This window comes from Orrella sp. JC864, assembly GCF_037026685.1.
In the GTDB taxonomy this organism is placed as follows: domain Bacteria; phylum Pseudomonadota; class Gammaproteobacteria; order Burkholderiales; family Burkholderiaceae_B; genus Orrella.
This window is the reverse complement of record NZ_JBANET010000003.1, coordinates 271,691-298,057: the sequence shown is the minus strand read 5'-3', so window position 1 is coordinate 298,057 and position 26,367 is coordinate 271,691. Positions and strand designations below refer to the sequence as shown.

Sequence of the window (26,367 nt, the reverse complement as noted above, 5' to 3'; positions counted from 1 at the left end):
TCGTCCTGGCTCACGATGGCTTGCGGGTATCGGTGGGGTCGGCGGGCGGCGGTTCGGCCCTGGCCGGCGCCGTTGCGGCGGGATCGGCCGCAGCGGGTTCTGTCTCGGCGGATTCCGTCCTGGCCGGTTCCGGGGCCGGTTCCGGCGCCGGTTCCGTGGAAACGCCGCCCTGGGGGGCGGGCGCCGGGGCGGTGTCCGGGGAACCGGGGGTGCCCGGCGGCGTGGTCAGCGCGGGAAAGTCCAGGTCCGCCTGGGCCGGCTCGGCCTTGTCCTTGTCGTTGTTCTTGTCCGGCCCGGAGACCGCGCCGCGCACCTCGGCGGCCGTCTCGGAGAACGAGCGCGACAGCTCGTCCAGCGGGGCCCGCAGCGAGGCGCCGGTCTCGCGCAGCGAGCTTTGCATGCTGTCGGCGGCCTCCTGCATCTGCTCCTTGAACTTGCGCAGCTCGTCCAGTTCGATTTCGCGGCGGATGTCGCTTTTCACGTCGTTGACGTAGCGCTGCGCGCGGCCAAGCAGGTGGCCGACGGTACGGGCCACCTTGGGCAGGCGTTCGGGGCCGATGACGATCAGGGCGACGACGCCGATGATCATCAACTCGGTGAAGCTGACATCAAACATGGACGGCGGGCCGCAAGCGGCCGGAAGGGAAGCGCCGCGGCAGGCAAGGGCCGCGGCCGAAGGGCTGGATGCGCGCCGGCATTACTGCTGCGAGCCGGTTTTTTCCTTGGCCTGCACGTCGATGGTGTCGCCCTGCTGCGTCACGCGCTGCGTGGGTTGCGGATCGGTGGGTTCGTTGGCATCGCGCATGCCTTCCTTGAAGCCCTTGACGGCGCCGCCCAGGTCGGACCCCATGTTGCGCAGCTTCTTGGTGCCGAACACCAGCGCGATGATGAGGAGAACGATCAACCAATGCCAAATACTGAAACTGCCCATGAGCGTCTCCTGAGACTTAGGCTATGGCGGCCATGCGTCCCTGCCAGGGACGTTCGCCGCCAAGAATATGAAAATGGAGGTGATGCACTTCCTGGCCACCGTCGGCGCCGGCGTTGGCTACCAGGCGGAAACCGCCTTGCGGGCCGGGCCGGCAGCCGTTTTCCGCCGCCAGGCGGCAGGCCAGTGCAACCATTCTACCCAACCAATGTGAATCCTCTGGTGTGACGTTTTGCAGAGATACCACATGTTTGCGGGGAATCAGCAGCAGGTGCACGGGCGCGGCCGGGCTGATGTCGTGAAAGCAGACGAACTCGTCGTCCTCGTAGACCTTGCGGGCCGGGATGCTGCCCTGGGCAATCTTGCAGAAGATACAGTTTTCGCTCATGGAATCGGCTGGCAATCGGGGTCAGGGGGCCGGGCGCCGGGCTTTTTCTTCCAGGCCCGAGAGGCCCTCGCGGCGCGCCAGTTCGGCCAGCACGTCGTCGGGGCGCAGGCCGAAGTGGGCGAGGGCAACCATGCAATGAAACCACAAATCGGCGGTTTCAGACACCACGCGCTCGGGCGCGCCGTCCTTGGCGGCCATGACCAGCTCGGTGGCCTCCTCGCCGATCTTTTTCAGGAAGGCGTCGGGCCCGCGCGCCAGCAGCTTGGCCACGTAGGAAGTCTGGGGATCGCCGCCGCGCGCGGGCAGGCGCGATTCGAGCGTGTCGGCCAGGCGCGAGAGCAGCTCGGCGCTGGAGGCGGAGTCGGTCATGGGCTTTACTTGTAGATGAGTTCGGGATCCTTGAGCACCGGATCGGTGATTTCCCAGCGGGCCGGCTCGCCGGCCTGCAGGCGGCGGTAGAAGCAGCTCGGGCGGCCGGTGTGGCAGGCGATGCCGCCTTGCTGTTCGACCTTGAGCAGCACCACGTCGCCGTCGCAGTCCAGCCGGATCTCGTGCACCGTCTGGGTGTGGCCCGATTCCTCGCCCTTGCGCCAGAGCTTGCGCCGCGAGCGCGACCAGTAGACCGCGCGCCCGGTGGCGGCCGTCTCGGCCAGGGCCTGGGCGTTCATCCAGGCGACCATCAGGATACGGTTGTCGTGCGCGTCCTGCGCGATGGCGGGGATCAGCCCGTCGCTGTCGAAGGCGACGTCGGCCATCCAATCGAGGCTTGAAGGTTCCATGTCCTGGGGCGGCCCGGCGGGCCGGTCATAAAAAGGTTGGGGGCGCCGGCGGCTGCGCGCGGCGCCGCATCGGCCCGGCGGCGCGCCGGCCTAGCGGCGCACGGCGATGCCGCGCTCGGCCATGTAGTCCTTGGCCTGGCCGACGGTGTGTTCGCCGTAGTGAAAGATGCTGGCGGCCAGCACCGCGTTGGCGCGGCCCAGCGTAACGCCATCGGCCAGGTGCTGCAAGCTGCCCACCCCGCCCGAGGCGATGACGGGCACCGGCACCGCATCGGCCACGGCGCGGGTCAGCTCCAGGTCGAAGCCGGCCCGGGTGCCGTCGCGGTCCATGCTGGTGAGCAGCAGCTCGCCGGCGCCGTAGGCCGCCATGCGGCGCGCCCATTGCACCGCGTCCAGGCCCGTGCCCCGGCGTCCGCCGTGGGTGTAGACCTCCCAGCGGGCCGGCTCGCCCTGGGCCGAGACGCGGCGCGCGTCGATGGCCACCACGATGCACTGCGAGCCGTGGTAGTCGGCCGCCTCGCGCACCAGCTCGGGGCGGGCCACGGCGGCGCTGTTGATCGAGACCTTGTCGGCGCCGGCATTGAGCAGGCGCTGCACGTCCGGCACCTGGCGCACGCCGCCGCCCACGGTCAGCGGGATGAAGACCTGCGAGGCCACCTGCTCGATGATGGGCAGGATGAGGTCGCGCTCGTCGCTGGTGGCGGTGATGTCCAGGAAGGTCAGCTCGTCGGCACCCTGCTCGTTGTAGCGGCGCGCGATCTCGACGGGGTCGCCCGCGTCGACCAGGTTGACGAAGTTCACGCCCTTGACCACCCGCCCGGCCGTGACGTCCAGGCAGGGGATGATGCGGCGCGTGAGCCCGTCCAGGTTTTCGATGGGCATGCTCAGCCTGCGCTCAGTTCGTCGGCGCGTTGCTGGGCGGCCTCGAAGTCCAGCGTGCCTTCGTAGATGCTGCGGCCCAGGATGGCGCCCTCGACGCCTTCTTCCTCGACCGCGCACAGCGCGTCGATGTCGGCCATGCTGGCGATGCCGCCCGAGGCGATGACCGGGATGCGCACGTGCTGGGCCAGCCGCACCGTGGCCTCGACGTTCACGCCCGAGAGCATGCCGTCGCGGCCGATGTCGGTGTAGATGATGGCCTCGCAGCCGTAGTCCTCGAACTTGCGGGCCATGTCCAGCACGTCGTGGCCGGTGAGCTTGCTCCAGCCGTCGGTGGCCACCTTGCCGTCGCGCGCGTCCAGCCCCACGATGATGGCGCCGGGAAAGGCGCTGCAGGCATCGTGCAGGAAGCCCGGGTTCTTGACGGCGGCCGTGCCGATGATGACGTAGGAGATGCCGAAATCGAGGTAGCGCTCGATGGTGTCCAGGTCGCGGATGCCGCCGCCGATCTGCACCGGGATCTCGGCGCCCACGGCGTCGACGATGCGGCGGATGACCGGCTCGTTCTTGGGCTTGCCCGCCACCGCGCCGTTCAGGTCGACCAGGTGCAGCCGGCGCGCCCCGCGCTCGAGCCAGTGTTCGGCCATGTCGGTGGGGTCTTCGGAAAATACCGTGGCGTCGTCCAGGTCGCCCTGGCGCAAGCGCACGCAGCGCCCGTCTTTGAGGTCGATGGCGGGGATCAGCAGCATGGTGGAGGAGAGGCTTTCTTTTGGATGGGTAGGGTCGGAAACGGGTGCCGGCCGAAGGCGCGCGGCCTACTCAGGCTGCCAGTCTACAAAATTGCGGTAAAGGCGCAAACCAGCATCGGCGCTCTTTTCCGGATGAAATTGGACGGCGAAGATGTTATCCCTGGCCACTGCCGAGGTAAAGGCAAGCCCGTAGCGGGTCTGGCCGACGGTCAGGGCCGCGTCGGCCGGGTCGGCGTAGTAGCTGTGCACGAAGTAGAAATGCGTGCCGTCGGGGATGCCCGCCCACAGCGCGTGCGCGCGGGTCTGGTACACCGGGTTCCAGCCCATGTGGGGGATCTTGAGCAGGCCGGGCTCGCCGCCCGCCGGGGCGGCGAACTGCGGGCCGGCAAAGCGGCGCACCGTGCCCGGGAACAGGCCCAGGCAGGGCGTGTCGCCCTCTTCGCTGCGTTCGAACAGCATCTGCTCACCCACGCACACGCCCAGCAGGGGCTTGCTGCGCGCGGCGCGCTCGACGGCTGCGCGCAGCCCCGAGCGCTCCAGGGTGCGCATGCAGTCGGGCATGGCGCCTTGCCCCGGGAAAACGATACGGTCGGCCGCGTCGATCTGGGCGGCCTGGTTGCAGATGCGGATGTCGGTATCGGGCGCCGCATAGCGCAGCGCGCGCGCCACGGAATGGAAGTTGCCCATTCCGTAGTCCACGATGGCGATGGTGGTCACGTCGGTTCGGCCTGGTTGGAAACGAAGGGGCGGCGCGCGGCCCGGCAGGGCGCGCGCCGGCTCAGAGCACGCCCTTGGTCGAGGGCACCACGCCCGCGCTGCGCGGGTCCGGTTCGAGCGCCATGCGCAGCGCGCGGCCACAGGCCTTGAACACCGTCTCGCACTGGTGGTGGGCATTGACGCCGCGCAGGTTGTCGATGTGCAGGGTGATGCGGGCGTGGTTGACCAGCCCCTGGAAGAATTCGCGGGACAGGTCCACGTCGAAGTTGCCGATGCGCGCGCGGGTATAGGGCACGTGGAACTCCAGCCCCGGGCGCCCGGAGAAATCGACCACCACGCGCGAGAGCGCCTCGTCCAGCGGCACGTAGGCGTGGCCGTAGCGGCGGATGCCGGCCTTGTCGCCCACCGCCTGGGCGATGGCCTGGCCCAGGGTGATGCCCACGTCCTCGACGGTGTGGTGATCGTCGATGTGCAGGTCGCCCTCGGCCTTGATGTCCAGGTCGATCAGGCCGTGGCGCGCGATCTGGTCCAGCATGTGGTCCAGGAAGGGCACGCCGGTGTCGATGCGCTGGCGGCCCGTGCCGTCCAGGTTCACGGCCACGCGGATGCGCGTCTCGTTGGTATTGCGGCTGATTTCGGCGGTACGCATGGAAAGGCTCGGTTCAGGCATTCAGAAGGTCTTGCAGGGCGGCCAGCAGGGCGGCGTTTTCGTCTGGCGTGCCGACCGACACGCGCAGGCAGTCGGCCAGCAGCGGGTGGGCCGACGAGAAGTCGCGCACCAGGATGCGGCGCGCCGCCAGGGCGCGATGCAGGGCCTGTGCGCCGGCCACCCGCAGCAGCACGAAATTGCCGGCCGACGGAAACACCGTGACGCCGGGCAGCGCGGCCAGCGCCCGGGCCAGCGGCTCGCGGTCGGCGACCAGGCGCGCGGCCTGCTCGTCGAGCACGGCCTTGTGGCGCAGCACGACCGTCAGGGCGGCCTGCGTCAGCAAGTCGATATTGTACGGGGGACGGGCCTTGTCCAGTTCGGCCACCCAGGCCGGGTGGCCGGCCAGGTAGCCGAAGCGCAGGCCGGCCAGGCCGATCTTGGACACCGTGCGCAGCACCACGAGGTTGGGATGCTCCATCAGCCGGGGCATCCAGCTGCGGCCGGCGAAAGGCTGGTAGGCCTCGTCCACCACCACCAGGCCGGGGGCGGCCTGCAGCACCTGTTCTATGACTTCGTCGGGCCACAGGCTGCCGGTGGGGTTGTTGGGCACGGCCAGGAACACCACCTTGGGCTGCTCGCGCGCGATGGCCGCCAGCAGCGCCTGCGGGTCGATCTGGAAATCGGCCGTCAGCGGCACGCCGACGAAGCGGGCGTGGTCCAGGCGGGCGGCCATCTCGAAATACACGAAGGACGGCCAGGGCGAGAGCACCGCCTCGCCCGGCGCGCAGCAGGTCTGCACCAGCAGGTGGATCAGCTCGTCCGAGCCGTTGCCGAACAGCAGCCCGGCCTGCTGCGGCACGCCGAAGGCCTGGCGCACCTGGGCCTGCAGCGCGGCGTTGCTGGCGGCCGGGTAGCGGTGGATGTCCACCTGCGCCAGGGCCTGCGCCAGCTCGGCGCGCACCGGCGCGGGCAGCGGGTAGGGGCATTCCATGGCATCGAGCTTGATGCAGTCCCCGGCCGGCGCCACGGCATAGGCGCGCAGGGCCTGCACGTCGGCGCGCACGGTGCGCTGCACGCACTGCCGGACCCGCGCGTCGGCCGGGCGCGGGGCGTTCATGGCCGTTCGAGCCGGTACTCGGCGCTGGCGGCGTGGGCCGGCAGCCCTTCGCCGTAGGCCAGCTCGGCGGCGATCGGGCCCAGGGCCTGGGCCCCGGCCTGCGAGACCTGGATCAGGCTCGAGCGCTTCTGGAAGTCGTAGACGCCCAGCGGCGAGGAAAAGCGCGCGGTGCGCGAGGTGGGCAGCACGTGGTTGGGGCCGGCGCAGTAGTCGCCCAGGGCCTCGGAGCTGTAGCGGCCCAGGAAGATCGCCCCGGCGTGGCGGATGCGGGTGGCCAGCTGCGCGGCGTCCTCGGTGGAGATCTCCAGGTGCTCGGGGGCGATGTGGTTGGCGATCTCGCAGGCCTCGTCCAGGTCGCGCACGCGGGCGAGCACGCCGCGCTGGGCCAGGCTGGCGCGGATGATCTCGTGGCGCGGCATGGTGGGCAGCAGGCGGGCGATGGCGGCCTGGACCTCGTCCAGGTAGGCCGCGTCCGGGCACAGCAGGATGGACTGGGCCAGCTCGTCGTGCTCGGCCTGCGAAAACAGGTCCATGGCGATCCAGTCGGCCGGCGTGCTGCCGTCGCAGATGATGAGGATTTCGCTGGGGCCGGCGATCATGTCGATGCCCACGGTGCCGAAGACGCGCCGCTTGGCCGCGGCCACATAGGCGTTGCCCGGGCCGACGATCTTGTCCACCGCGTCGATGGTGGCCGTGCCGTAGGCCAGGGCGCCGACCGCCTGTGCGCCGCCGATGGCGTAGGCGCGGTCCACGCCGGCCACGGCCGCGGCCGCCAGCACGATGGGGTTGCGCGCGCCGTCGGGGGTGGGCGTGACCATCACGACCTCGGGCACGCCGGCGACCTTGGCCGGGATGGCGTTCATCAGCACCGAGGACGGATAGGCGGCCTTGCCGCCGGGCACGTACAGGCCCACGCGGTCCAGCGCGGTGATCTGCTGGCCCAGCAAGGTGCCGTCGGCCTCGGTATAGGACCAGCTTTCGGCGCGCTGGTGCGCATGGTAGGCGCGCACGCGGTCGGCGGCCAGCTCCAGGGCGTTGCGCTGCTTGGCCGGCAGGGCCGCCAGCGCGGCTTCCCATTCGCTGCGGGGGATTTCCAGCTCGGCGACCGAGCCGGCCTGCACGCGGTCAAAGCGCCGGGTGTATTCGAGCAGGGCCGCGTCGCCGCGCTGGCGCACGTCGGCCAGGATGCCGGCGGTGGCGCGCTCGATGGCCTCGTCCTGCGAGGCGTCGAAGGCCAGCAGGCGGTTCAGTTCGGTCTTGAATCCGGCGTCGCGGCTGTCCAGGCGGTTGATCAGTGGCATGGCGTTGGGCGTGGAAAAAAGTTCAGGCGCCGGCGGCAGCCGCGCGCTCGAAGGCGTCCAGCAGCGGCTGCAGCGCGTGGCGGCGGGTCTTGAGCGAGGCCTGGTTGACGATCAGGCGCGAGGAGATCGGCATGATGTCCTCGACCGCCACCAGGTCGTTGGCGCGCAGGGTGCCGCCCGTGGAGACCAGGTCGACGATGGCGTCGGCCAGCCCCACCAGCGGCGCCAGCTCCATGGAACCGTACAGCTTGATGAGGTCCACGTACATGCCCTTGGCGGCGAAGTGCTCGCGCGCGGCCTGCACGTACTTGGTGGCCACCCGCAGGCGCGCGCCCTGGTAGACGGCGCCTTCGTAGTCGAAGCCGGCGCGCACCGCCACGCACAGGCGGCAGCGCGCGATGTTCAGGTCGATGGGCTGGTAGAGCCCGCCCGGGTGCGTGGCCTGGTGCTCGATCAGCACGTCGCGCCCGGCGATGCCCAGGTCGGCCGCGCCGTACTGCACGTAGGTGGGCACGTCCGAGGCGCGCACGATGATCAGGCGCAGGCCCGCATCGGAGGTGGGGATGATGAGCTTGCGCGACTTCTCGGGATTCTCGGTCACCTCGATGCCGGCCGCGGCCAGCAGCGGCAGGGTTTCCTCGAAGATGCGGCCCTTGGACAGCGCCAGGGTCAGGGGACGGGCGGCGTTCATGCGGGCTCCTTGCCGCTGAGCCGCTCGATCTGCGCGCCTAGCGCGCGCAGCTTGACCTCCATCTGCTCGTAGCCGCGGTCCAGGTGGTAGATGCGGTCGATGATGGTCTGGCCCTCGGCGGCCAGGCCGGCGATGACCAGGCTGGCCGAGGCCCGCAGGTCGGTGGCCATGACGCGCGCGCCCGACAGGCGCGCCACGCCCCGCACCACGGCGGTGTGGCCGTCGATGTCGATCTCCGCGCCCAGGCGGCACAGCTCCTGCACGTGCATGTAGCGGTTCTCGAAGATGGTCTCGACGATGACCGAGGTGCCGTCGGCCAGCGTGTTCAGGGCCATCATCTGGGCCTGCATGTCGGTGGCGAAGCCGGGGTACTCCTGGGTGCGGATGTCCACCGGCTGCGGGCGCCCGTCCATGCGCGCGCGGATCCAGTCCGGGCCGCATTCCAGGCGCAGGCCGGCGGCCTCGAGCTTGGCCAGGGTGGCGCCCATGGCGCCGGGTGCGGCGCCGCGCAGGGTGATGTCGCCGCCGGCCGCGCCCACCGCGCACAGGAAGCTGCCGGCCTCGATGCGGTCGGGCGTGACGCGGTGCTCGGCCCCGTGCAGGCGCTCGACCCCTTCGATGACGATGCGGTCGGTGCCGTGGCCCTCGATGCGCGCGCCCATCTTGATGAGCAGCTCGGCCAGGTCGACCACCTCGGGCTCGCGCGCGGCGTTGTCCAGCACGGTGCGGCCCTCGGCCAGCACGGCGGCCATCATGAGGTTTTCGGTGCCCGTGACGGTGACCATGTCGGTGCGGATGGTGGTGCCCTTCAGGCGCTGCGCGCGGGCCACCACGAAGCCGTGCTCGATGCTGATGTCCGCGCCCAGCGCGGCCAGGCCCTTGATGTGCTGGTCCACCGGCCGCTGGCCGATGGCGCAGCCGCCGGGCAGGCTGACGCGGGCCTGGCCAAAGCGCGCCAGCAGCGGCCCGAGCACAAGGATGGAGGCGCGCATGGTCTTGACCAGCTCGTAGGGCGCTTCCAGGCTGTCCACCTTGTCGGCGCGCAGCTGCACGGTGCCGTCGGCGCCGTGCTCGGCATGCACGCCCAGCCTGCCCAGCAGGCGCAGGGTGGTCGAGATGTCGTTCAGGCGCGGCACGTTGGACAGCGTCAGCGGCTCGGCCGTGAGCAGCCCCGCGCAAAGTATGGGCAGGGCGGCGTTCTTGGCCCCCGAGACGGCGATCTCGCCGTGCAGGCGGGCGCCGCCGGTGATGCGCAGTTTGTCCATCAGTGCTTGCCCTCGAATTCGGCGGGGGTGTAGTTCTTCATGGCCAGCGCGTGGATCTCGGCGTTCGAGCCCTGGATGCGCTCGCCCAGCGCGGCATAGACCAGCCGGTGGCGCTCGATGCGGTTCTTGCCTTCGAAGGCGGGGCTGACGATCACGGCTTCGAAGTGCGCGCCGTCTCCCTGCACCTGCAGGTGGGTGCAGGGCAGGCCGTCGGCGATGTATTGCCGCACTTGCTCGGGGGTGGGCAGCATGGTGTCAGGTCCTCAGTTTGTAGCCGCTGGCCAGCAGGCGCAGCGCAAAGACGGTCAGCGCCACGAACACCGCGCCGACCACCGCCAGGCTGTGCCAGGGCGAGACGTCCGACATCGAAAAAAAGCCGTAGCGAAAGCCGTCGATGGTGTAGAAGACGGGATTCCAGTGCGAGACATGCTGCCAGAAAGCCGGCAGCGTGTGGATGGAATAGAACACGCCCGACAGGAAGGTGGCCGGGATGATCAGGAAGTTCTGGAAGGCGGCCAGCTGGTCGAACTTCTCGGACCACAGGCCGGCGATCAGGCCCAGCGTGCCCATGATGCCGCAGGCCAGCACGCCGAAGACCAGCACCCAGCCCGGATGGGCCATGGGCAGGCTCACGAAGCACAGCGCCACCAGCCAGACGCACAGGCCCACCGCCAGGCCGCGCACGACGCCGGCCAGCACGTAGGCGGCGAAGATCTCGCGGTGCGACAGCGGCGGCAGCAGCATGAACACCAGGTTGCCGGTGATGCGGCTCTGGATCAGCGAGGACGACGGGTTGGAGAAGGCATTTTGCAGCATGCTCATCATCATCAGCCCGGGGATCAGGAAGGAGGTGTAGGGCACGCTGCCGTATACCTGCACGCGGTCCTGCAGCACCTGGGCGAACACCACCAGGTACAGCAGCGCCGTGATGACCGGCGCGGCGATGGTCTGGAAGCTGACCTTCCAGAAGCGCAGCAATTCCTTGCGCAGAAGCGTCGGAAAGCCCGAGCCGGCGGCGGGCAGGGGGCGGGTCAGGGCAGGCTTCACAGGTCGATTCCAGCCAGGGTGGGGTTGTCCTGGTGCATGATGCGCACGAAGGCGTCTTCCAGGTCGCCGCCGCCGGCCTGGGCCAGCAGGGCGGCGGTGGTGTCCAGCGCGACGATGCGCCCGCGCTTGAGCATGGCGATGCGCCCGCACAGGGCCTCGGCCTCCTCGAGGTAGTGCGTGGTCAGCATGATGGTGTGGCCCTCGCGGTTCAGGCGCGAGATGAATTCCCACAGCGTGCGGCGCAGGTCCACGTCCACGCCGGCGGTGGGCTCGTCCAGCACGATGACCGGCGGGCGGTGCACCAGCGCCTGGGCCACCAGCACCCGGCGCTTCATGCCGCCGGACAGGGCGCGCATGTTCTGGTCGGCCTTGTCGGCCAGCCCCAGGTTGGCCAGGATCTCGTCGATCCAGTCGTCGTTGCGCCGCAGGCCGAAGTAGCCCGATTGGATGCGCAGGGTTTCGCGGACGGTGAAAAAGGGGTCGTAGACGAGCTCTTGTGGCACCACCCCCAGGGCCCGGCGGGCCTGGCGGTAGTCGGCCTGCACGTCGTGGCCGCAGACGCTGGCACGCCCGGCGCTGGCGCGCGCCAGCCCGGCCAGGATGGAGATGAGCGTGGTCTTGCCGGCGCCGTTCGGGCCGAGCAGGCCGAAGAACTCGCCCGGCTGGATGGTCAGGCTGACGTCGTCCAGGGCGGTAAAGCCCGGGCCGGGCGCGGGCTTGAACCACCCGGCGAGGCCGCGCGAGCGCGGGGTATAGACCTTGGAGACGTGTTCGAGGCTGACGGCGGACATAGGGACAGGGCGCGGCGGCGCCCCGGGAAGGCTAATGTTCGATTATATAAGGCCGCCGCCGGCCCCCGTTTTTTCGTCGCCAGTTACTGGTTGCGCGAGTTCAGCGCCTGGATCAGGCCGTCGATGCCGCTGCGGTTGATTTCCTGGGCGAACTGGTTGCGGTAGTTCTCGATCAGCCAGATGCCTTCGACGTTCAGGTCGTAGATTTTCCAGCCCTCGGGGGTCTTTTCCAGGCGGTAGTCCACGCCCACGGGCTGGGCGTTGGACTGCGGCACGATCTGCGAGCGCACCACCACGTCGTCGGCATTGGGGTCGCCGCGAAACGGCAGCAGCCGCACCGAGGTGCCCTGGTCCACTTTGGTCAGCGCGCCGCTATAGGTGCGGATCAGCGTGCCCCGGAACGCCTGGGCCAGCGCCTGCTGCTGCTCGGGCGTGGCCTGGCGCCAGTTGCGCCCGGCCGCCAGGCGCGTGGTGCGCTCGAAGTTGACGTAGGGCAGCAGGTTCTGGTCGACCACCTGGTTCACGCGCTGGATGTCGCCCGAACGCAGCTGGGCGTCTTTTTTCAGGATGTCGAGCAACTGGTCGGCCACCTGCTGCACGAATTCGTTGGGCGCGGCCTTGGGGTCGGGCTGGGCCTGGGCGCGGGCCAGCCCGATCATGCCGGCCACCAGCAGCAGGGCGAGGCTGGCGCGCAGCATCAGCATGCGCAGATCGAGACCTTGGGTGCGTTGCATGGATTCTCCTTTACTTCTGGCCGGCCGCCGGTTCGACGTCGTCTTCGTCGTCCGAGTAGTCCGGCAGGTTGTCGGCGCCGTCGGCGCCGCCGGTACGCTGCAACACCTGGGCGTTGCGGCGCTGCAGGTACGCATCGCGCACGAAGCTGTAGGGATCGATGGCGGTGCGATCGACGGTCTTGCTCGCCTCGAGCAGCGAGGCGCGGGTATCGACCACCTCCAGGCCCCACAACGAATTGCGTACCCTGACGTTATCGATCTCCCGCACGTTCACAATGTTCCCGAAAACCCCCACGGCCGTGCCGGCGCCGTCGCGCACGGTGCTCGGGCCCAGCAGGGGCAGCACCACGTAGGGGCCCTGGCCCACGCCCCAGACGCCCAGGGTGATGCCGAAATCGTTGGGGATCTTGCGCGCGCCGTTGGCCGAGGCGACGTCGAAGCAGCCGCCCACGCCCATGGTGGTGTTCAGCAGGAAGCGGCCCAGCGTGTTGAAGAAGTCGTGGCCGCGCGCCTGCAGGAAGCTGTTGGTGGCGGACCAGATCTCGCCCAGGTTGGAGAAGACGTTATGGATGCAGTTGCGCGCCGGCTGCGGCGTCACGAAGGTGTAGAACTCGGCGACCGGGCGCAGCACGGCGCGGTCGACCGCGTCGTTGAACTGGTAGATGCCCCGGTTGGCGCCTTCCCAGGGGTCGCGCGGATCGGGCTGTGAGCTCGTGGCGCAGCCGGCCAGCAGGGCCGAGGCCGCCAGCAGCGGGGCGACGCGTTTGAGGTTCTTCATGCTAGGTGCATCCTTGGTTCGGATTCGTTGTTCTGGGTGGGCTGCCGCCCGGCAAGGCGGCCGGGGCAGGCGGCGTCTCAGGGCTGGCCGGCCGGCGCGGGCGTGCCGCCCGCCTGGGCGGGCTGGCCGGTGCCGCCTTGCGCGCCTTGCGGCTGGCCTTGCGCCGAGCCGCCCTGCGAGCCGCCCTGGTTGCCGGCCATGTTGTAGAGGAACTGGCTGATCAGGTTCTCCAGCACGATGGCGCTTTGTGTATAGCGGATTTTTTCGCCATCGGCAAAGAACTTGTCGTCGCCGCCCGCCTCCAGGCCGATGTACTGCTCGCCCAGCAGGCCGGAGGTCAGGATCTTGGCCGACGAATCCTGCGGGAATTCGTGTCCTTGCACGATGTCCATGTGCACCACGGCCTGGTACATCTGGTCGTCGAACTCGATGCGCGAGACCCGGCCGACCACCACGCCGGCGCTGCGCACGGCCGCGCGCTCGCGCAGGCCGCCGATGTTATCGAAGCTGGCCGTCAGCGTGTAGGTGGGCGCAAACGAGTATGAATTCAGGTTGCCGGCGCGCAGGGCCAGGAACACCAGGGCCGCCGCGCCCAGCAGCACGAACAGCCCTACCCAGAAATCGCTTTTTTCGCGCGTCATGTCAGAAGTCCCAAAGTTTTCCGTTTGTCAGGGGCTCAGTTGCCGAACATCAGGGCGGTGAGCAGGAAGTCCAGGCCCAGCACGGCCAGCGAGCCGGTCACCACGGTGCGGGTGGTGGCGCGGGCCACGCCCTCGGGCGTGGGGCGGGCGCGCCAGCCCTCGAACAGGGCCACCAGCGTGACCGTCACGCCGAACACCAGGCTCTTGATCACGCCGTTGAGCACGTCGTCGATCACGTCCACGCCGGCCTGCATCTGCGACCAGAACGAGCCGGGGTCCACGCCGATCATCAGCACCCCGACCACCCAGCCGCCCAGGATGCCGACCATGGAGAAGATGGCCGCCAGCAGCGGCATGGCGATGATGCCGCCCCACAGGCGCGGCACCAGCACCCGGCGCACCGGATCGACCGCCATCACTTCCATGGCCGCGAGCTGCTCGCCGGCCTTCATCAGGCCGATCTCGGCGGTCAGCGAGGTGCCGGCGCGCCCGGCGAACAGCAGCGCCGTGACCACCGGCCCGAGCTCGCGTGTGAGCGAGAGCGCGACCAGCAGGCCCAGGGAATCCTCGGCGCCGTAGCGGTTCAGCGTGTAGTAGCCCTGCAGGCCGAGCACGAAGCCCACGAAGGTGCCCGAGACGGCAATGATCAGCAGCGAATAGTTGCCGATGAAATGCACCTGCTGCGATACCAGCCGCGGGCGCGCCAGCGCGATGCCGCTGCGCGCCAGCAGCTGGAAGAAAAAGCGCGTGAAGGCGCCGATGCCGGCGACGCTTTCGCGCAGGCCGCCGCCCAGGGCGGCAATGGGACGGGCCAGGCTCATGGACGGGCCTCCTTGCGGCGCTGCCAGGCCTCGAAGGCCGGCGTGACCGGATAGTGAAACGCCACCGGGCCGTCGGCCGCGCCGTCCAGGAACTGCCGGACGTAGGGATCGGTCGAGCCCGACAGGTCCTGGGGCTTGCCCGAGGCCTTGAGCACGCCCTGGCCGACCAGGTAGACCTGGTCGGCGATCGCGAAGGACTCCTGGATGTCGTGGGTGATCAGCACCGAGGCGCAGCCCAGCCGGTCGGACAGGTCGCGGATCAGCCTTGCGGTGATGCCCAGCGAGATCGGGTCCAGGCCGGCGAAGGGCTCGTCGTAGAGGATCAGCTCGGGTTCGAGCACCACCGCGCGGGCCAGCGCCACGCGCCGCGCCATGCCGCCGGAGATCTCCGAGACGCGCAGGTGCGCGGCGGCCCGCAGGCCCACGGCGTCGAGCTTGTCCAGCACGCGCTGCATGACTTCGGCCTCGGGCAGGCGGGTATGCTCGCGCAGCGGGAAGGCGACGTTCTCGTAGACGTCCAGGTCGGTGAAAAGCGCGCCCTGCTGGAACAGCACGCCCATGCGCTGGCGCAGTTTCTGCAATTGCGCGGGCGGCTGGGCCGCGATGTCCTGGCCGAAGGCCAGCACCTGGCCGGCGCGGGGCCTGAGCTGGCCGGTGGCCGCGCGCAGCAGCGTGGTCTTGCCCGAGCCCGAGCCGCCCATGATGGCCACGACCTGGCCGGGCAGCACGCGCATGTCGATGCCGCGCAGCACCACGAAATCGCCGTAACCCAGCGCAACGTCGCGCAGGTCCAGCACGGGGTCGGATGTCGTCGCTTCAGTGGCCATCGGGTCGCTGGAGGGAAAAACGGGCATTGTATCTTGGGGGCCCGGGCGTTCACCCGGGTAGAAAACCCCGCGTCGCGGACGCCGCGCCAGAGCTTGCGCGGCCCGTGCATCGTAGCAGCCCGGGCGCCGGCGGCCGGGATTGCCCTGCCCGCGCCCGGGTTTCTTGATGTTGCGCAAGCCGCGGCGGCGTACGGGCGCGGGCGGCCTTGACCGGCACGCCCGCCGATGTCCCAATGTCGGCTTGCCGCGCCGTGCGGCAAAGCGGGGCGCGGGCTCGCACGAGGGACCTGCGCGGGGACAGGCACCATACGCCGGGGAGGGCGCTGCAAGATGGACGCGGATACGTTTTATTACCTATTGGGCGGCTCCAGCCTGCTGGTGCTGATGGCCGGCTACGGCAACCGGCAGCGCGACTGGGGCCCGTACCTGATGGTGGCGGGCGCGGCGGCCTTGTTTGTTACGATCCTGGTGGGCATCCACCGCGTCTTCTGATTGTCTTGCGGGCGCGGCACAATCCGTTCAGGCAGGAGAGAACGTGATCGATTTTTTCATCGTGGCGGCCGCGCTGGGCTTTCTGATGCTGGCCGCCTACCGCGGCTACAGCGTGATCCTGTGCGCCCCGCTGGCGGCCATGGGCGCGGTGCTGCTGACCGCGCCCTCGGCCGTCGCGCCGGTGTTCTCCGACCTGTTCATGGTCAGGATGGTCGAGTTCGCCAAGCTCTACCTGCCTGTTTTCCTGCTGGGCGCGGTGTTCGGCAAGCTGATCGAGCTCTCGGGCTTTTCGCGCTCCATCGTGCAGGCCGTCATCGGCCTGATCGGCGCGCGGCGCGCCATCATGGCGATCGTGCTGGTCTGCGCGCTGCTGACCTACGGCGGGGTGTCGCTGTTCGTGGTGGTGTTCGCGGTGTATCCCTTCGCCGCCGAGATGTTCCGCCAGGGCCACATCCCCAAGCGGCTGATCCCGGGCACCATCGCCCTGGGGGCGTTCACCTTCACCATGACGGCGCTGCCCGGCACGCCGCAGATCCAGAACATCATCCCCACCAGCTTCTTCGGCACCACGGCCTGGTCGGCGCCCTGGCTGGGCCTGGTCGGCGCGGCGCTGACCTTCTGCGGCGGCATCGCCTACCTGGAGTGGCGGCGCGCCCGCGCCGCCGCGGCGGGCGAGGGCTATGGCACCGACCTGCGCAACGAGCCGGACACGCCCGAGGACGTGCGCAGCTACCACCCGCTGGTCGCCCTGCTGCCGCTGGTGGTGGTGGGCGTGGCCAACTATTTCTTCACGCAGTGGATACCGCTCTGGTATCCGCCCGGGGGCACGGTCGAACTGGCCGGCCTGCCTGAACCGCTGCCTATCGATGCCGAGGGCCGGGTCGCCATCTGGGCGGTGATGGCGGCCTTGCTGACCGGCATCGTGACCATCCTGCTTTTCAGTTTCCGCACCGTGGCCTCGCAGCTGGCCGAAGGCAGCCGCAACGCGGTCTCGGGGGCGCTGCTGGCCTCGATGAACACAGCGGCCGAATACGGCTTCGGCGGGGTGATCGCCGCCTTGCCCGGCTTCCTGCTGGTGGCCGAGGCGCTCAAGGCCATCCCCGATCCGCTGGTGGGCGAGGCCATCGCGGTGACCGCGCTGGCCGGCATCACCGGCTCGGCCTCGGGCGGCATGAGCATCGCGCTGGCGGCCATGTCCGATACCTTCATCCAGGGCGCGCAGGCCGCCGGCATCCCCATGGACGTGCTGCACCGCGTCGCGGCCATGGCCAGCGGCGGCATGGACACCCTGCCGCACAATGGCGCGGTGATCACGCTGCTGGCCGTCACCGGCCTGACCCACCGCCAGTCCTACGGCGACATCTTCGCCATCACCCTCATCTCGACCGCCAGCGTCTTTGCCGTGATCGCGGTCCATTACCTCACCGGCATCGTCTAGCCCGGCGCCTTGCCGGGGCGCCGCCGCCCGGGGAGGGGCGTGCGGGCCGCGGGCGCGCGCGGCCGCCGCCTGCCCGCAGCAATGTACGTACATAAAGGCCCAGCTGTGATAAGTTAATGTCCGGATGTAGTGGTGCCCATGAACCCAAGAATCGCGCAAAGCGATCGGAGGAGACAAAGATGAGCAGACTATTGACGGCCTGCCTGGGGGCGGCGTTGTGCCTGGGCTGGCTCCTGCCTTGCGCCGCGGCCCAGTATCCCGAACGCGGCGTGCGCCTGATCGTGCCCTATCCGGCCGGCCAGACCACCGACGTGATCGGCCGCGAGATCGGGCAGCAGATGGCCCAGGAACTGGGCCAACCCTTCTATGTGGACAACCGCGCCGGCGCGGGCGGCATCATCGGCATGGAAGCGGGCAAGCGGGCCGAGGCCGACGGCTACACCCTGCTGGTGACCGCCAGCGGCCCGGTAGGGATCAATCCCGGCCTGTACGACTCGCTGCCCTACGACGTGGAGCGCGACTACGAGCCGGTGGGGCTGATCGCCATGGTGCCGCTGTTCCTGGTGGTGCGTTCCGATTTTCCGGCCGACGACGTGCAGGGCCTGATCGAGCACGTCCGGCGGCACCCCGGCCAGCTGAACTACGGTTCGGGCGGCTCGGGGCTGACCAACCACCTGACCATGGAGATCTTCAAGAGCCGCACGGACCTGAACATGATGCACGTGCCCTACCGGGGCGCGACGGCGGCGCTGACCGGCCTGATCGGCGGCGACGTGGCCGTGATGTTCGAGGCCGGCCCGGCCATCATGCCGCATGTGCAATCGGGCGCGCTCAAGATCCTGGGCGTCAGTACGCAGGAGCCCTCGCGGGCTTTCCCCGACGCCCCGCCGATCGGGCAGGCCGGCGTGCCGGGCTTCGCCGCGCAGGCCTGGATCGTCATGCTGGCGCCGGCGCGCACGCCGGCGCCGGTGATCGAGCGCCTGAACGCCACGCTGGCCAAGGTGCTGGCCCAGCCGGCGGTGCAGCGCAAGCTGTCGGCGCTGGGGGCCGAGACGGTGAGCTATACGCCGGCGCAGACGCGCGCGTTCATACGGGAGGAGATTGGGGTGTGGACGCGGGCGGTGAGGTTGTCGAATGCGAAGCCGGGGTAGGGGGGTGGACGCGTTCGTTTGGACAAGTCCGTTGAATGGATCCGCTTGGAGTAGGTCCGCTTGGAGCAGGTCCGCTTGGACACGTCCGCCGAGTCCGGTCGGGGCGTCGGGCGATGCCGTCGCCGTGCGGCGCGGTTGCGCCGCGCCCGGCGCCAGAAATCGCCCGCCACCCCGCCCGGTCTCGGCGGACTGCGTAGTCTGGGTGTGTTCCGGCGCTGGGGACGGAGTCGTTCTTGCCTGCTTGCCCCACGGCGCTTGAGAAGAGAAAGATCTTGCGGGGCCGTTCAAGAGGGGTTGCGCAGGCAACCCCTCTTGAACATTCGACCGCCGCTTTTGAGAGGCAGGGGCATCGGGGCAGGCCCGAAGATATCAAGGGCGTGGCGGCCGTGCAGCGCGCAGCAGGGGGGGAACCGCTGCATTGTGGGAACAGCTACATTGATCCGTGCCGCACCAGCGCCGCTGCCGCCCCGAGGCTTGCAAGCGGGTTGTCGGCGTCATCAGCGTAGCGGCCAAGCTGCCAGTGTCCCGTCCGCCCTGAGGCTTGCAAGCGGCTTCACACTCAACGTGTCCGTTACAGCCTTGAAATCTTCGGGCCTGCCCCGCTGCCCCTACCCCTCAAAATCGGCGGTCGAATGCGAAAGAAGGGGCGCCTGCGCGCCCCGCTTGAGCGGCCCCGCAAGATCTTTCTCTCTTCAAGTGGCGTGGGGCAAGCAGGCAAGAAGAACCAAGCCGCCCGGCGGTGTTGCGATCACACGGCTCAGAAGGCCGGCGGGGCCGGGCGGGGTGGCGGGCGATTTCTGGCGCGGGGGCGGCGCGGCCGCGCCGCACGCGACAGCATGAGCCCGACGCCCCGACCGGCCACGCCGGCCGTCAAGATAGCGGATAGCGGCCAACACCCCAACCACCATCCCCATCTGCAACCTCACTCCACCCCCCGCCGCACCAACTCCGGATACGCCCCATCCACCAACCCCCACCGCGCCATCACCGCCTCCCGTACGGCACGGCGGCTGATCTTGCCTTGGGGGTTGCGCGGCAGCTCGTCCAGCGTGACGTAGGCGCGCGGATGCTTGTAGCGCGCCAGGCCGGCCACGCGCTCGCGCGCCTGCGCGGCCCAGTCCTGGGCCGGGTCGGCCTGTTCGGCCACGGCCACGATGACCTCGCCCCAGTAGTCCGAGGGCAGGGCCGCCACGCAGATCGGGCCGCAGCCGGGCGTGCCGGCCAGGGCGGCCTCGATTTCGTCGGGGTAGATCTTGTAGCCGCCGCTCTTGATGACGTCGGCCATGCGGCCCAGCAGCCACAGCCGGCCGCGCGCGTCGATGCGGCCCAGGTCGCCGGTGCGGTGCCAGCCGTCCGCCTCGGGCGGATGAAAGCCCTCGGCATCCACGTAGCCGATGTACATGTGCTGCGAGCGCAGCAGGATTTCGTCGCCTTGGCCGATGCGCAGCTCCACGCCCGGGGCGGGCCAGCCCAGGCAGGCGCCGGGCGCCGTGTCGCCTGGCGCCTCGGCATAGGCGGCGTCGGTATCGGCCGGGTCCAGCACGGTAATGGGATTGACGTTCTCGCTCTTGCCGTAGGTCACGCGCACGCAGGGGCCGAACAGCGCGCGTGCGCGGGCGTACAGGCCGGGCGTGAGCGTCTGGGTGCCGGTGAACAGGCAGCGCAGGCCCGGGAAGGACTGTTCGCCCAAGGCCGCGGCCAGCTTGGCCAGCACGGTGGGTGGGGCGAACAACGCCTCCAGGCTGCCCGCCCGCAGCAGTGCGCCGGCCTGGGCCGGGTCCACGCCCCGGCGCAGTTCGACGCAGCCGCCGTTGTCCAGCCAGGCGCGGGCCAGCATCGAGGCGCCATGCACGTAGGGCGTCATGAGCAGGATGCGCGAGCCGGGCTGCGGCACCCAGGGCAGCATCGCGCGCAGCAGCACGGCGGCCAGCCAGCGGCGGCCGTGGTCGTAGACCAGCCCCTTGGGCTTGCCGGTGGTGCCGGAGGAGAAAATGATGCGGCCCCAGGCGTCGGCCGGCACGGCCGGCAGCACCTGGGGATCGTCGATCGGGTCGATGTCCTCGCAGCACAGCAGCCGCGCAGGCAATCCCTGCAGCAGCGCCATGCCGGCGCGGTCGGTGAGGATCACGCGCATGGGGGCCAGGCGCAGCCCCCATTCGACTTCCTCGCGCGTATACGCGGCATTCAGATGCACCAGGCAGGCGCCCGAGAGCGTGACGCCATAGTCGGCCCAGACCGCATCCACGCCGTTGGGCAGGTAGATGCCCACGCACGCCCCGGGTGTCACGCCTTCGCGCAGCAGCCGCGCGGCCAGGCCGTGCGCGCGCCGGTTCAGGCCGGCGTAGCAGAGCCGGCCGTCCTCGGCCTGGACGGCGGTGCGCTCGCCGTGGCGCCGGGCCAGGGTATGCAGTTCCAGCGACCAGGGGATCCGGGTGGGCGGGTTCATCGCGGCCGGGACGCGGTCAGGGGCGGAACAAGGCGCGCACGTCGGGCAGCTGGCGCAGCGCGCGCAGCCGGCCGTACAGGTCCTGGGCATCGACGCCGTGCCCGGCCGCCAAGGCATCCGTCCCGCCTTCGGCGGCCTGCTGCCGCATGCCGGCCTGCCAGCACCGCAGGCATTCGTCGAACTTGGCGCGCAGCTCGTCCTCGGTCAGGGGCTGCCGGGCGTGGCCGCGCGCATAAGGGATGCGGCCCGATTCGAGCACCGTGCCGTCCCGCATTTCGATGCGCACCTCGTCGTACAGTGCGAAGGCGCTGTCCGACGGGTCGGCCTGCTCGATTAGCGCGACCTCGACCTTGTCGTACAGCGCGCGCATGGCCGGCTGGTTGACCACCTCGTCCTGCAGCTCGGCCAGGCCGACCTTGCGGCGCAGCAGGGCCGAGGCCACGGCGAATTCGGCGCTGAACTTGGCTTGCAGCGCGGTGGCGGGCCTGCGGTTGCGCAGCATGGAAGCCTGCGGCCTGCCGATCGCCACCCTGACCCGCTCGACCTGTTGCGGATCGATGCCGTGGGTATCGGCCAGGGCGATCAGGCCGTCGATGATGCGATGGCCCGAGTAGCACACCGGGTATTTCTTGATGGCCAGGCCCAGCGTGGCGATGCGCGCCTGGCCTTGCAGCGCGGCGGGCCGTTCGCGGTCCACGCGGCCCTGGGGCGAGAGGGCGTTCAGAAAGCCCGCCTTGTGCTCCAGCGCATCGGGCGCGGCGGTCAGGCCCCGTTCGGCCAGGTCCAGCGCCTCGAAGGCCAGCGCGCCGGCGCGTCCGGCGTGCAGCGGCTTGGTCATGGTGCCGAAGTTGGCCACCAGGCCGCTGGCCAGGCTGGCGGCGATGCCCAGCGCGTGGGCGGCCACCGGGGCCTGCGTGCCGCGCAGGTAGGCCAGCGCCGCCGTGGCGGCCACCGTGCCGAACACCGCCGTCGGGTGCCAGCCCTTGATGTGGTACGGATCGGTCTCGCGCGAGACCAGCTCGGCCCAGGTCTCGTAGCCGACCACGTAGGCGCGCACGCAGCGCTCGCCCGAGGCGCCCAGCACATGGCCCTGCGCCAGGATGGCCGGCGTGAGCGCCGTGCTCGGATGGCCCGAGAGCGCCACGTCGTCGTAATCCAGCGCATGGCTGGCCGTGCCGTTGACGAAGGCGCTTTGCCGGGCCGGCAGGTCCCGGGCCGCGAACCACAGCGGCGCGGCGGCGGCCGCGTTGCCGCCCTGCTCGCCGGCGTAGTCCAGCGCGATGCGCGCCACCGGCTCGTGCGCGCCGGCCAGCGCGGTGGCGATGGTGTCGATCATGCCCATGCGGGCAATGTCGCAGGCCTGCTCCGCCTGCGGGCCGAAGTCCGGCTCCTGGACGTAGCGGGCCAGTTCCTGCGTCAATCCGGTCATGGAAAGTCTCCGTGGGGCGGGCGGCTCGTCCGCTCAGAACGAGCGCGGCATGCCCAGGATGTGCTGGCCGATGTAGGACAGGATCAGGTTGGTCGAGATCGGCGCGATCTGCAGCAGGCGCGTTTCGCGCCACTTGCGCTCGACGTCGTACTCGCTGGCAAAGCCGAAGCCGCCGTGCGTCTGCAGGCAGGCCTCGGCGGCGTGCCAGGATGCCTCGGAAGCCAGCATCTTGCCCATGTTGGCCTCGTCGCCGCAGGGCCGTCCGGCGTCGAACAGCGCGGCCGCCTTGCGCAGCATCAGGTCGGCGGCCTGGGTCTCGGCGTAGGCGCGCGCGATCGGGAACTGGATGCCCTGGTTCTGGCCGATGGGCCGCTGGAACACCTGCCTGTCGTTGGCGTAGTTGACGGCGGTGCGGATGAACCAGCGCGCATCGCCGATGGCCTCGGAGGCCACCAGGATGCGCTCGGCGTTCATGCCGTCCAGGATGTAGCGAAAGCCCTTGCCCTCCTGGCCGATCAGGCTGTCGGCCGGGATGCGCAGCTTGTCGAAGAACACCTCGGTGGTGTTGTGGTTGATCATGGCCTTGAGCGGGCGGATCTCCAGGCCCTTGCCGCGCGCCTCGCGCAGGTCCACCAGGAAGACCGACAGGCCGTCGCTTTTCTTCTGCACCTGTTCGTAGGGCGTGGTGCGCGCCAGCAGCAGCATCAGGTCCGAATGCAGCGCGCGCGAGGTCCAGACCTTCTGGCCGTCGACCACGTAGTGATCGCCCTCGCGCACCGCGCGGGTCTTCAGGCGCGTGGTGTCCGTGCCGCTGGTCGGCTCGGTGACGCCGAAGGCCTGCAGGCGCAGCTCGCCGCGGGCGATGGCCGGCAGGTAGCGGCGCTTCTGCTCGGCGCTGCCGTGGCGCAGCACCGTGCCCATGGTGTACATCTGCGCGTGGCAGGCGCCGGCGTTGCAGCCGGCCGCATGGATTTCTTCCAGGATGACCGCTGCCGCGCGCAGCGGCATGCCGCTGCCTTCGTATTCCTCGGGGATCAGGGCGGCCAGGAAGCCCGATTCGGTCAACGCCGCCACGAATTCCTCGGGATAGCGCTGCTGCTCGTCCAGGCGGCGCCAGTATTCCCCGGGAAAGCGTTCGCAGATGCGCCGCACGCCTTCGCGGATGTCGGGATAGTCCTCGCCCAGGCTCATGCTGAGCGTATCGTCCAGGGTGTCTGCTTGCTGCATCGAAGTATCCTGCAAGAGGGTGGAAATCAGGCGGCCAGCGCCTGGCTGGCGCCGGCATAGCCCAGCGGCAGGCCCGCGCGGGCCAGCGCGCCGTGCAGCGCCACGCCGGGCAAGGCGCGCTCGAGCACCTGGCGCACGGCCAGCAGCGCCGGCAGGTCGATGCCGGTGGCCACGCCCATCGATTCGAGCATGTAGCAGGCATCTTCCATGACGATGTTGCCGGTGGCGCCCGGTGCGAAAGGACAGCCCCCCAGCCCGGCCAGCGAGGCGTCGAAGTGCGTCACGCCGCAGTCCAGCGCCGCCAGCAGGTTGGCCAGGCCGGTGCCGCGGGTATCGTGGAAATGCGCGGCCACCGGCAGCGGACCGACTTCCTGCATGACGGCGCGCAACACCTGGCGCACCAGGCGCGGGTCGGCATAGCCCACGGTGTCGGGGATGATGATTTCCTGCGCGCCGGCCTGCGCCAGCGCCGCGGCCAGGCGCAGCACTTCCGAGAGCTGCACCTTGCCTTCGTAGGTGCAGCCCAGCGCGGTGGCCAGCCCGCCGCACAGCACCGGTCGCTGTCCTGGAGGCAGCGCGCGCACCCGCTGGGCGATGGCCTGGAACTCGGCCAGCGACTGCTCGCGGCTGCGCCGCACGTTCTTCATGTTGTGGGTCTCGCTGACCGACATCACGAAGTTGATCTTGTGCACGCCCAGCTCGATGCCGCGCTCGGCCCCGCGCAGGTTGGGCACCAGCGCCGCGGCGGTCAACCCCGGCACGGCCAGCGCGCCGGCGGTGACCGCCTCGGCGTCGGCGAACTGCGGCAGCAGCTTGGGCGGCACGTAGGAAGTGACCTCGATCTCGGCCACGCCGGCGGCCGCCTCGCGGCCGATCCAGTCCAGCTTGTCGGCGGTCGGCATGAACGAGGAAATGCTTTGCAGGCCGTCGCGCAGGCCCACTTCCCTGAGTATGACTTCCCTTTGCATGGCGATCTCTCCTGTACTGTACGGCCGCAGGGCTAGCAGCCCTTGAAGACCGGCTTGCGTTTCTCGTTGAAGGCCAGCACGCCTTCGCGGCGGTCGTCGGTATCGACCAGGTGGTTGTAGGCCTCGATCTCGAAACGGAAGGCGGTGCGCAGCTCCATCTGGCCGCCGTAGCGCACCGACTTCTTGATCTGCCGCACCGACAGCGGCGCATTGGCGGCGATGACGCGCGCCGTCTCCAGCGCGGCGGGCAGCACCGCCTCGCGCTCGTGCAGCGCGTTGACCAGGCCCCAGGCGCTGGCCTGCTCGGCGTCGAAGGGCCGGCCGGTCAGCATGATCTCCTTGGCGCGGCGCTCGCCGATCGCGCGCGGCAGGTTCTGCGTGCCGCCGGCGCCCGGCATGATGCCCAGCGTGACCTCGGTAAGCGCAAAGCGCGCCTGGCGCGCGGCATAGATGAAATCGCAGGACAGCGCCATCTCCAGCCCGCCCGCGTAGGCATGGCCGTTGACCGCGGCGATCACCGGCACGGGCAGGTCCACCAGCGTCCAGTACATGCGTTCGAACAGCTCGTGCTGGCGCTGCCACTGCGCCCGGCTCATGCCGTTGCGCTCCTTCAGGTCGCCGCCGGCGCAGAAGATCTTCTCGCCCGCGCCGGTCAGCACCGCGCAGCGCACCGGGCCGGCGTCCTCCGTCAGGGCGTTCCACAGGTGCAGCAGGTCGTGTCCCATCTGCGTGTTCAGCGCGTTGCCGACCTGGGCGCGGTTGAGCGTGATCTGCAAAACGTGCTCGTCCACGCGCTCGGCCAGGATGGTTTCGTATCGGGGCAGGTTCATGGCGTTCCTTCTTGCTTGCCGGCGCTGCGTTGCGGGTCTGCGCCGCCGGGCGCGCGCGCGGCCGCGCCCAGCAGGGTGTCGGTGTGCTCGCCCAGCGCCGGCGGACGCGCGCGCGGGGCCGGACGCAGGCCGTCGAAGCTCAGCGGCAGGCCGATCACGTCCATGGCCGTGCCCGGCACCCGCTGCACCAGCCCCAGGGCCGCGGTCTGCGGGTGGGCCAGCACCTGGTCCATTTCGTGCACCGGGGAGCAGGGCACGCCGGCGGCCTCCAGCTTTTCCATCCAGCGCCCGGTGTCGTCCTGAAGAAAGATCTCGTCCAGCCAGCCGTACAGCAGCTTCTGGTTGCGCACCCGGCTGGGATTGTCGGCAAAACGCGGGTCCTCGGCCCACTCGGGATGGCCCACCGTGCGGGCCAGCGCGCGAAACAGCGCGTCGCTGCCGGCGGCCACCACGATCTCGCCGTCGCGCGTGGCATAGCCCTTGTAGGGCACGATGCTGGCCGTGCCCGAGCCGTGCCGGCCGGGCGACTCGCCCGAGGCCAGCACTTGCGAGGCGATCAGCGAGACCCAGGTGGTGGCGGTCTCGAACAGCGAGACGTCCACGACCTGGCCGCGGCCGCTCTCGCGGCGCGTCCACAAGGCGCTCAGTATGCCGATGACCGCCCACATGCCGGTGCCCAGGTCGACGATGGAGGCGCCCACGCGCACCGCGGGGCGGCCGGGCTCGCCGGTCGTGCTCATGATGCCGCCGAAGGCCTGCATCAGCGGGTCGTAGCCCGGATGCCCCTTGAGCGGTCCGGCGCGCCCGAAGGCGCCCATGTTGCAATAGACCAGCGAAGGCCGCGCGGCCAGCAGCGCGGGCCCGTCCAGGCCCAGCGCCTCGATCTGGCCGGGCCGCAGGTTCTGCAGCACCACGTCGGCGCGGCTCAGGATGAGTTCGCGCAGCGCCTGCAGCTGCGCCGGATCGCGCAGCTGGCAGACCACCGATTGCTTGTTGCGGTTGAGCGCCTGGAAAATGGTGGAGGCCCCTTCGGCGAAGGGCGGGCCCCATTTGCGCGCCGCGTCGCCGTCGTCCTTTTCCACCTTGATCACCGTAGCGCCCAGCTCGCCCAGGATCTGTCCGGCAAAGGGCGCGGCAACGCTGTGGCCCAGCTCGACCACGACCAGGCCTTCGAAAGGCCGGGGCGCGCCGTCGGATGCGGCGGTTGGCTCTGGCATCGATACTGTCTCCGTCCGGCCGCTTGCGCGGCTGTCTCGCCTTGCTGGCGGATACAATCCGCGGGCG

At 70.1% G+C, this 26,367-nt stretch carries 30 protein-coding genes; 3 read left to right on the top strand and 27 right to left on the bottom strand.

The window, feature by feature from the left end; genetic code table 11:
* Window positions 1-10 precede the first annotated feature (10 nt).
* From tatB to V8Z80_RS04645, 21 genes are all read right to left on the bottom strand, one after another.
* Window positions 11-616 (bottom strand): Sec-independent protein translocase protein TatB, encoded by a 606-nt coding sequence (gene tatB, locus V8Z80_RS04745; RefSeq protein ID WP_336061166.1) that lies wholly within the window; start codon window positions 614-616, stop codon window positions 11-13.
* Window positions 617-697: 81 nt separating this feature from the next.
* Entirely contained in the window at window positions 698-931 is a 234-nt protein-coding gene (tatA, locus tag V8Z80_RS04740; protein WP_155196409.1) for a Sec-independent protein translocase subunit TatA, read from the bottom strand.
* A 16-nt stretch (window positions 932-947) separates the two neighbouring features.
* Window positions 948-1,316, bottom strand: coding sequence for a histidine triad nucleotide-binding protein (locus V8Z80_RS04735; RefSeq protein WP_155196408.1), 369 nt, complete (start codon window positions 1,314-1,316; stop codon window positions 948-950).
* Window positions 1,317-1,337: 21 nt separating this feature from the next.
* Window positions 1,338-1,685 carry a phosphoribosyl-ATP diphosphatase gene (locus V8Z80_RS04730; RefSeq protein ID WP_155196407.1) on the bottom strand — a complete coding sequence of 116 codons (348 nt, stop codon included), beginning with the start codon at window positions 1,683-1,685 and terminating at the stop codon, window positions 1,338-1,340.
* A gap of 5 nt (window positions 1,686-1,690) precedes the next feature.
* Window positions 1,691-2,095 carry a phosphoribosyl-AMP cyclohydrolase gene (gene hisI / locus V8Z80_RS04725; protein ID WP_155196406.1) on the bottom strand — a complete coding sequence of 135 codons (405 nt, stop codon included), beginning with the start codon at window positions 2,093-2,095 and terminating at the stop codon, window positions 1,691-1,693.
* Between the two features lie 90 nt (window positions 2,096-2,185).
* Complete coding sequence (hisF, locus tag V8Z80_RS04720; RefSeq protein ID WP_336061164.1) at window positions 2,186-2,977, bottom strand: imidazole glycerol phosphate synthase subunit HisF; 792 nt, start codon at window positions 2,975-2,977, stop codon at window positions 2,186-2,188.
* Between the two features lie 2 nt (window positions 2,978-2,979).
* Entirely contained in the window at window positions 2,980-3,723 is a 744-nt protein-coding gene (hisA, locus tag V8Z80_RS04715; RefSeq protein ID WP_336061163.1) for a 1-(5-phosphoribosyl)-5-[(5-phosphoribosylamino)methylideneamino]imidazole-4-carboxamide isomerase, read from the bottom strand.
* Window positions 3,724-3,789: 66 nt separating this feature from the next.
* A complete protein-coding gene (hisH, locus tag V8Z80_RS04710; RefSeq protein WP_336061162.1) occupies window positions 3,790-4,440 on the bottom strand; it encodes an imidazole glycerol phosphate synthase subunit HisH in 651 nt (216 codons plus the stop codon).
* A 61-nt stretch (window positions 4,441-4,501) separates the two neighbouring features.
* On the bottom strand, window positions 4,502-5,089 hold the full coding sequence (hisB, locus tag V8Z80_RS04705) for an imidazoleglycerol-phosphate dehydratase HisB (RefSeq protein ID WP_336061161.1): 588 nt from the start codon (window positions 5,087-5,089) through the stop codon (window positions 4,502-4,504).
* A 13-nt stretch (window positions 5,090-5,102) separates the two neighbouring features.
* The gene (gene hisC / locus V8Z80_RS04700; protein ID WP_155197322.1) at window positions 5,103-6,206 is read right to left on the bottom strand and encodes a histidinol-phosphate transaminase; all 1,104 of its coding nucleotides are present in this window, start codon (window positions 6,204-6,206) and stop codon (window positions 5,103-5,105) included.
* Window positions 6,203-7,507, bottom strand: a complete 1,305-nt coding sequence (gene hisD, locus V8Z80_RS04695; RefSeq protein WP_155197324.1) for a histidinol dehydrogenase — start codon at window positions 7,505-7,507, stop codon at window positions 6,203-6,205. The genes hisC and hisD overlap by 4 nt, the downstream gene beginning before the upstream one ends.
* A 22-nt stretch (window positions 7,508-7,529) precedes the next feature.
* Window positions 7,530-8,198, bottom strand: coding sequence for an ATP phosphoribosyltransferase (gene hisG / locus V8Z80_RS04690; protein WP_155197326.1), 669 nt, complete (start codon window positions 8,196-8,198; stop codon window positions 7,530-7,532).
* Window positions 8,195-9,463, bottom strand: a complete 1,269-nt coding sequence (murA, locus tag V8Z80_RS04685) for a UDP-N-acetylglucosamine 1-carboxyvinyltransferase (RefSeq protein ID WP_336061160.1) — start codon at window positions 9,461-9,463, stop codon at window positions 8,195-8,197. The genes hisG and murA overlap by 4 nt, the downstream gene beginning before the upstream one ends.
* Complete coding sequence (locus V8Z80_RS04680; RefSeq protein ID WP_155197329.1) at window positions 9,463-9,714, bottom strand: BolA family protein; 252 nt, start codon at window positions 9,712-9,714, stop codon at window positions 9,463-9,465. The genes murA and V8Z80_RS04680 overlap by 1 nt, the downstream gene beginning before the upstream one ends.
* A 4-nt stretch (window positions 9,715-9,718) precedes the next feature.
* Window positions 9,719-10,510, bottom strand: a complete 792-nt coding sequence (locus V8Z80_RS04675) for an ABC transporter permease (RefSeq protein ID WP_336061158.1) — start codon at window positions 10,508-10,510, stop codon at window positions 9,719-9,721.
* Window positions 10,507-11,301 (bottom strand): ABC transporter ATP-binding protein, encoded by a 795-nt coding sequence (locus V8Z80_RS04670; protein WP_155193215.1) that lies wholly within the window; start codon window positions 11,299-11,301, stop codon window positions 10,507-10,509. Before V8Z80_RS04670 ends, V8Z80_RS04675 begins: the two co-directional genes overlap by 4 nt.
* An 83-nt stretch (window positions 11,302-11,384) precedes the next feature.
* On the bottom strand, window positions 11,385-12,035 hold the full coding sequence (locus tag V8Z80_RS04665; protein WP_442951935.1) for an MlaC/ttg2D family ABC transporter substrate-binding protein: 651 nt from the start codon (window positions 12,033-12,035) through the stop codon (window positions 11,385-11,387).
* Window positions 12,036-12,045: 10 nt separating this feature from the next.
* On the bottom strand, window positions 12,046-12,813 hold the full coding sequence (locus V8Z80_RS04660) for an MlaA family lipoprotein (RefSeq protein WP_336061157.1): 768 nt from the start codon (window positions 12,811-12,813) through the stop codon (window positions 12,046-12,048).
* Window positions 12,814-12,890: 77 nt separating this feature from the next.
* Window positions 12,891-13,454, bottom strand: coding sequence for an outer membrane lipid asymmetry maintenance protein MlaD (mlaD, locus tag V8Z80_RS04655; protein ID WP_155193219.1), 564 nt, complete (start codon window positions 13,452-13,454; stop codon window positions 12,891-12,893).
* A gap of 35 nt (window positions 13,455-13,489) precedes the next feature.
* The gene (gene mlaE, locus V8Z80_RS04650) at window positions 13,490-14,275 is read right to left on the bottom strand and encodes a lipid asymmetry maintenance ABC transporter permease subunit MlaE (protein ID WP_155193221.1); all 786 of its coding nucleotides are present in this window, start codon (window positions 14,273-14,275) and stop codon (window positions 13,490-13,492) included.
* Window positions 14,272-15,102, bottom strand: coding sequence for an ABC transporter ATP-binding protein (locus V8Z80_RS04645; RefSeq protein WP_336061156.1), 831 nt, complete (start codon window positions 15,100-15,102; stop codon window positions 14,272-14,274). The genes mlaE and V8Z80_RS04645 overlap by 4 nt, the downstream gene beginning before the upstream one ends.
* A gap of 330 nt (window positions 15,103-15,432) precedes the next feature.
* Between V8Z80_RS04645 and V8Z80_RS04640 the strand changes: the two genes are divergently transcribed.
* The 3 genes from V8Z80_RS04640 (at window position 15,433) to V8Z80_RS04630 (ending at window position 18,183) form a co-directional block, all read left to right on the top strand.
* The gene (locus V8Z80_RS04640) at window positions 15,433-15,594 is read left to right on the top strand and encodes a hypothetical protein (protein WP_336061155.1); all 162 of its coding nucleotides are present in this window, start codon (window positions 15,433-15,435) and stop codon (window positions 15,592-15,594) included.
* A gap of 46 nt (window positions 15,595-15,640) precedes the next feature.
* A complete protein-coding gene (locus V8Z80_RS04635; protein WP_336061207.1) occupies window positions 15,641-17,032 on the top strand; it encodes a GntP family permease in 1,392 nt (463 codons plus the stop codon).
* A gap of 179 nt (window positions 17,033-17,211) precedes the next feature.
* Window positions 17,212-18,183, top strand: coding sequence for a Bug family tripartite tricarboxylate transporter substrate binding protein (locus V8Z80_RS04630; protein WP_336061154.1), 972 nt, complete (start codon window positions 17,212-17,214; stop codon window positions 18,181-18,183).
* Between the two features lie 922 nt (window positions 18,184-19,105).
* Here V8Z80_RS04630 and V8Z80_RS04625 read toward each other — a convergent pair.
* From V8Z80_RS04625 to V8Z80_RS04600, 6 genes are read right to left on the bottom strand one after another with little or no spacing between them, the layout of a single operon-like run.
* Window positions 19,106-20,629 carry a class I adenylate-forming enzyme family protein gene (locus V8Z80_RS04625; protein ID WP_336061153.1) on the bottom strand — a complete coding sequence of 508 codons (1,524 nt, stop codon included), beginning with the start codon at window positions 20,627-20,629 and terminating at the stop codon, window positions 19,106-19,108.
* Between the two features lie 16 nt (window positions 20,630-20,645).
* Entirely contained in the window at window positions 20,646-22,058 is a 1,413-nt protein-coding gene (locus V8Z80_RS04620) for an MmgE/PrpD family protein (RefSeq protein ID WP_336061152.1), read from the bottom strand.
* A gap of 33 nt (window positions 22,059-22,091) precedes the next feature.
* Complete coding sequence (locus V8Z80_RS04615) at window positions 22,092-23,285, bottom strand: acyl-CoA dehydrogenase family protein (protein ID WP_336061150.1); 1,194 nt, start codon at window positions 23,283-23,285, stop codon at window positions 22,092-22,094.
* 26 nt (window positions 23,286-23,311) lie between these two features.
* On the bottom strand, window positions 23,312-24,253 hold the full coding sequence (locus tag V8Z80_RS04610) for a hydroxymethylglutaryl-CoA lyase (RefSeq protein WP_155193230.1): 942 nt from the start codon (window positions 24,251-24,253) through the stop codon (window positions 23,312-23,314).
* A 32-nt stretch (window positions 24,254-24,285) separates the two neighbouring features.
* A complete protein-coding gene (locus V8Z80_RS04605) occupies window positions 24,286-25,083 on the bottom strand; it encodes an enoyl-CoA hydratase-related protein (protein ID WP_155193232.1) in 798 nt (265 codons plus the stop codon).
* Window positions 25,080-26,300, bottom strand: coding sequence for a CaiB/BaiF CoA transferase family protein (locus V8Z80_RS04600; RefSeq protein WP_155193234.1), 1,221 nt, complete (start codon window positions 26,298-26,300; stop codon window positions 25,080-25,082). The genes V8Z80_RS04605 and V8Z80_RS04600 overlap by 4 nt, the downstream gene beginning before the upstream one ends.
* Between the last annotated feature and the right edge of the window lie 67 nt (window positions 26,301-26,367).

Coding starts and splice junctions, on each gene's coding strand:
- V8Z80_RS04735 (WP_155196408.1), bottom strand. CDS start 1,316: ATGAGCGAAAACTGTATCTTCTGCAAGATTGCCCAGGGCAGCATCCCG.
- V8Z80_RS04645 (WP_336061156.1), bottom strand. CDS start 15,102: ATGGCCACTGAAGCGACGACATCCGACCCCGTGCTGGACCTGCGCGAC.
- V8Z80_RS04665 (WP_442951935.1), bottom strand. CDS start 12,035: ATGCAACGCACCCAAGGTCTCGATCTGCGCATGCTGATGCTGCGCGCC.
- tatB (WP_336061166.1), bottom strand. CDS start 616: ATGTTTGATGTCAGCTTCACCGAGTTGATGATCATCGGCGTCGTCGCC.
- V8Z80_RS04615 (WP_336061150.1), bottom strand. CDS start 23,285: ATGCAGCAAGCAGACACCCTGGACGATACGCTCAGCATGAGCCTGGGC.
- V8Z80_RS04670 (WP_155193215.1), bottom strand. CDS start 11,301: ATGTCCGCCGTCAGCCTCGAACACGTCTCCAAGGTCTATACCCCGCGC.
- V8Z80_RS04620 (WP_336061152.1), bottom strand. CDS start 22,058: ATGACCGGATTGACGCAGGAACTGGCCCGCTACGTCCAGGAGCCGGAC.
- V8Z80_RS04630 (WP_336061154.1), top strand. CDS start 17,212: ATGAGCAGACTATTGACGGCCTGCCTGGGGGCGGCGTTGTGCCTGGGC.
- mlaE (WP_155193221.1), bottom strand. CDS start 14,275: ATGAGCCTGGCCCGTCCCATTGCCGCCCTGGGCGGCGGCCTGCGCGAA.
- V8Z80_RS04600 (WP_155193234.1), bottom strand. CDS start 26,300: ATGCCAGAGCCAACCGCCGCATCCGACGGCGCGCCCCGGCCTTTCGAA.
- tatA (WP_155196409.1), bottom strand. CDS start 931: ATGGGCAGTTTCAGTATTTGGCATTGGTTGATCGTTCTCCTCATCATC.
- V8Z80_RS04660 (WP_336061157.1), bottom strand. CDS start 12,813: ATGAAGAACCTCAAACGCGTCGCCCCGCTGCTGGCGGCCTCGGCCCTG.
- V8Z80_RS04625 (WP_336061153.1), bottom strand. CDS start 20,629: ATGAACCCGCCCACCCGGATCCCCTGGTCGCTGGAACTGCATACCCTG.
- hisC (WP_155197322.1), bottom strand. CDS start 6,206: ATGAACGCCCCGCGCCCGGCCGACGCGCGGGTCCGGCAGTGCGTGCAG.
- hisB (WP_336061161.1), bottom strand. CDS start 5,089: ATGCGTACCGCCGAAATCAGCCGCAATACCAACGAGACGCGCATCCGC.
- hisD (WP_155197324.1), bottom strand. CDS start 7,507: ATGCCACTGATCAACCGCCTGGACAGCCGCGACGCCGGATTCAAGACC.
- V8Z80_RS04605 (WP_155193232.1), bottom strand. CDS start 25,083: ATGAACCTGCCCCGATACGAAACCATCCTGGCCGAGCGCGTGGACGAG.
- V8Z80_RS04640 (WP_336061155.1), top strand. CDS start 15,433: ATGGACGCGGATACGTTTTATTACCTATTGGGCGGCTCCAGCCTGCTG.
- hisG (WP_155197326.1), bottom strand. CDS start 8,198: ATGAACGCCGCCCGTCCCCTGACCCTGGCGCTGTCCAAGGGCCGCATC.
- V8Z80_RS04730 (WP_155196407.1), bottom strand. CDS start 1,685: ATGACCGACTCCGCCTCCAGCGCCGAGCTGCTCTCGCGCCTGGCCGAC.
- mlaD (WP_155193219.1), bottom strand. CDS start 13,454: ATGACGCGCGAAAAAAGCGATTTCTGGGTAGGGCTGTTCGTGCTGCTG.
- hisI (WP_155196406.1), bottom strand. CDS start 2,095: ATGGAACCTTCAAGCCTCGATTGGATGGCCGACGTCGCCTTCGACAGC.
- murA (WP_336061160.1), bottom strand. CDS start 9,463: ATGGACAAACTGCGCATCACCGGCGGCGCCCGCCTGCACGGCGAGATC.
- hisA (WP_336061163.1), bottom strand. CDS start 3,723: ATGCTGCTGATCCCCGCCATCGACCTCAAAGACGGGCGCTGCGTGCGC.
- V8Z80_RS04610 (WP_155193230.1), bottom strand. CDS start 24,253: ATGCAAAGGGAAGTCATACTCAGGGAAGTGGGCCTGCGCGACGGCCTG.
- hisF (WP_336061164.1), bottom strand. CDS start 2,977: ATGCCCATCGAAAACCTGGACGGGCTCACGCGCCGCATCATCCCCTGC.
- V8Z80_RS04680 (WP_155197329.1), bottom strand. CDS start 9,714: ATGCTGCCCACCCCCGAGCAAGTGCGGCAATACATCGCCGACGGCCTG.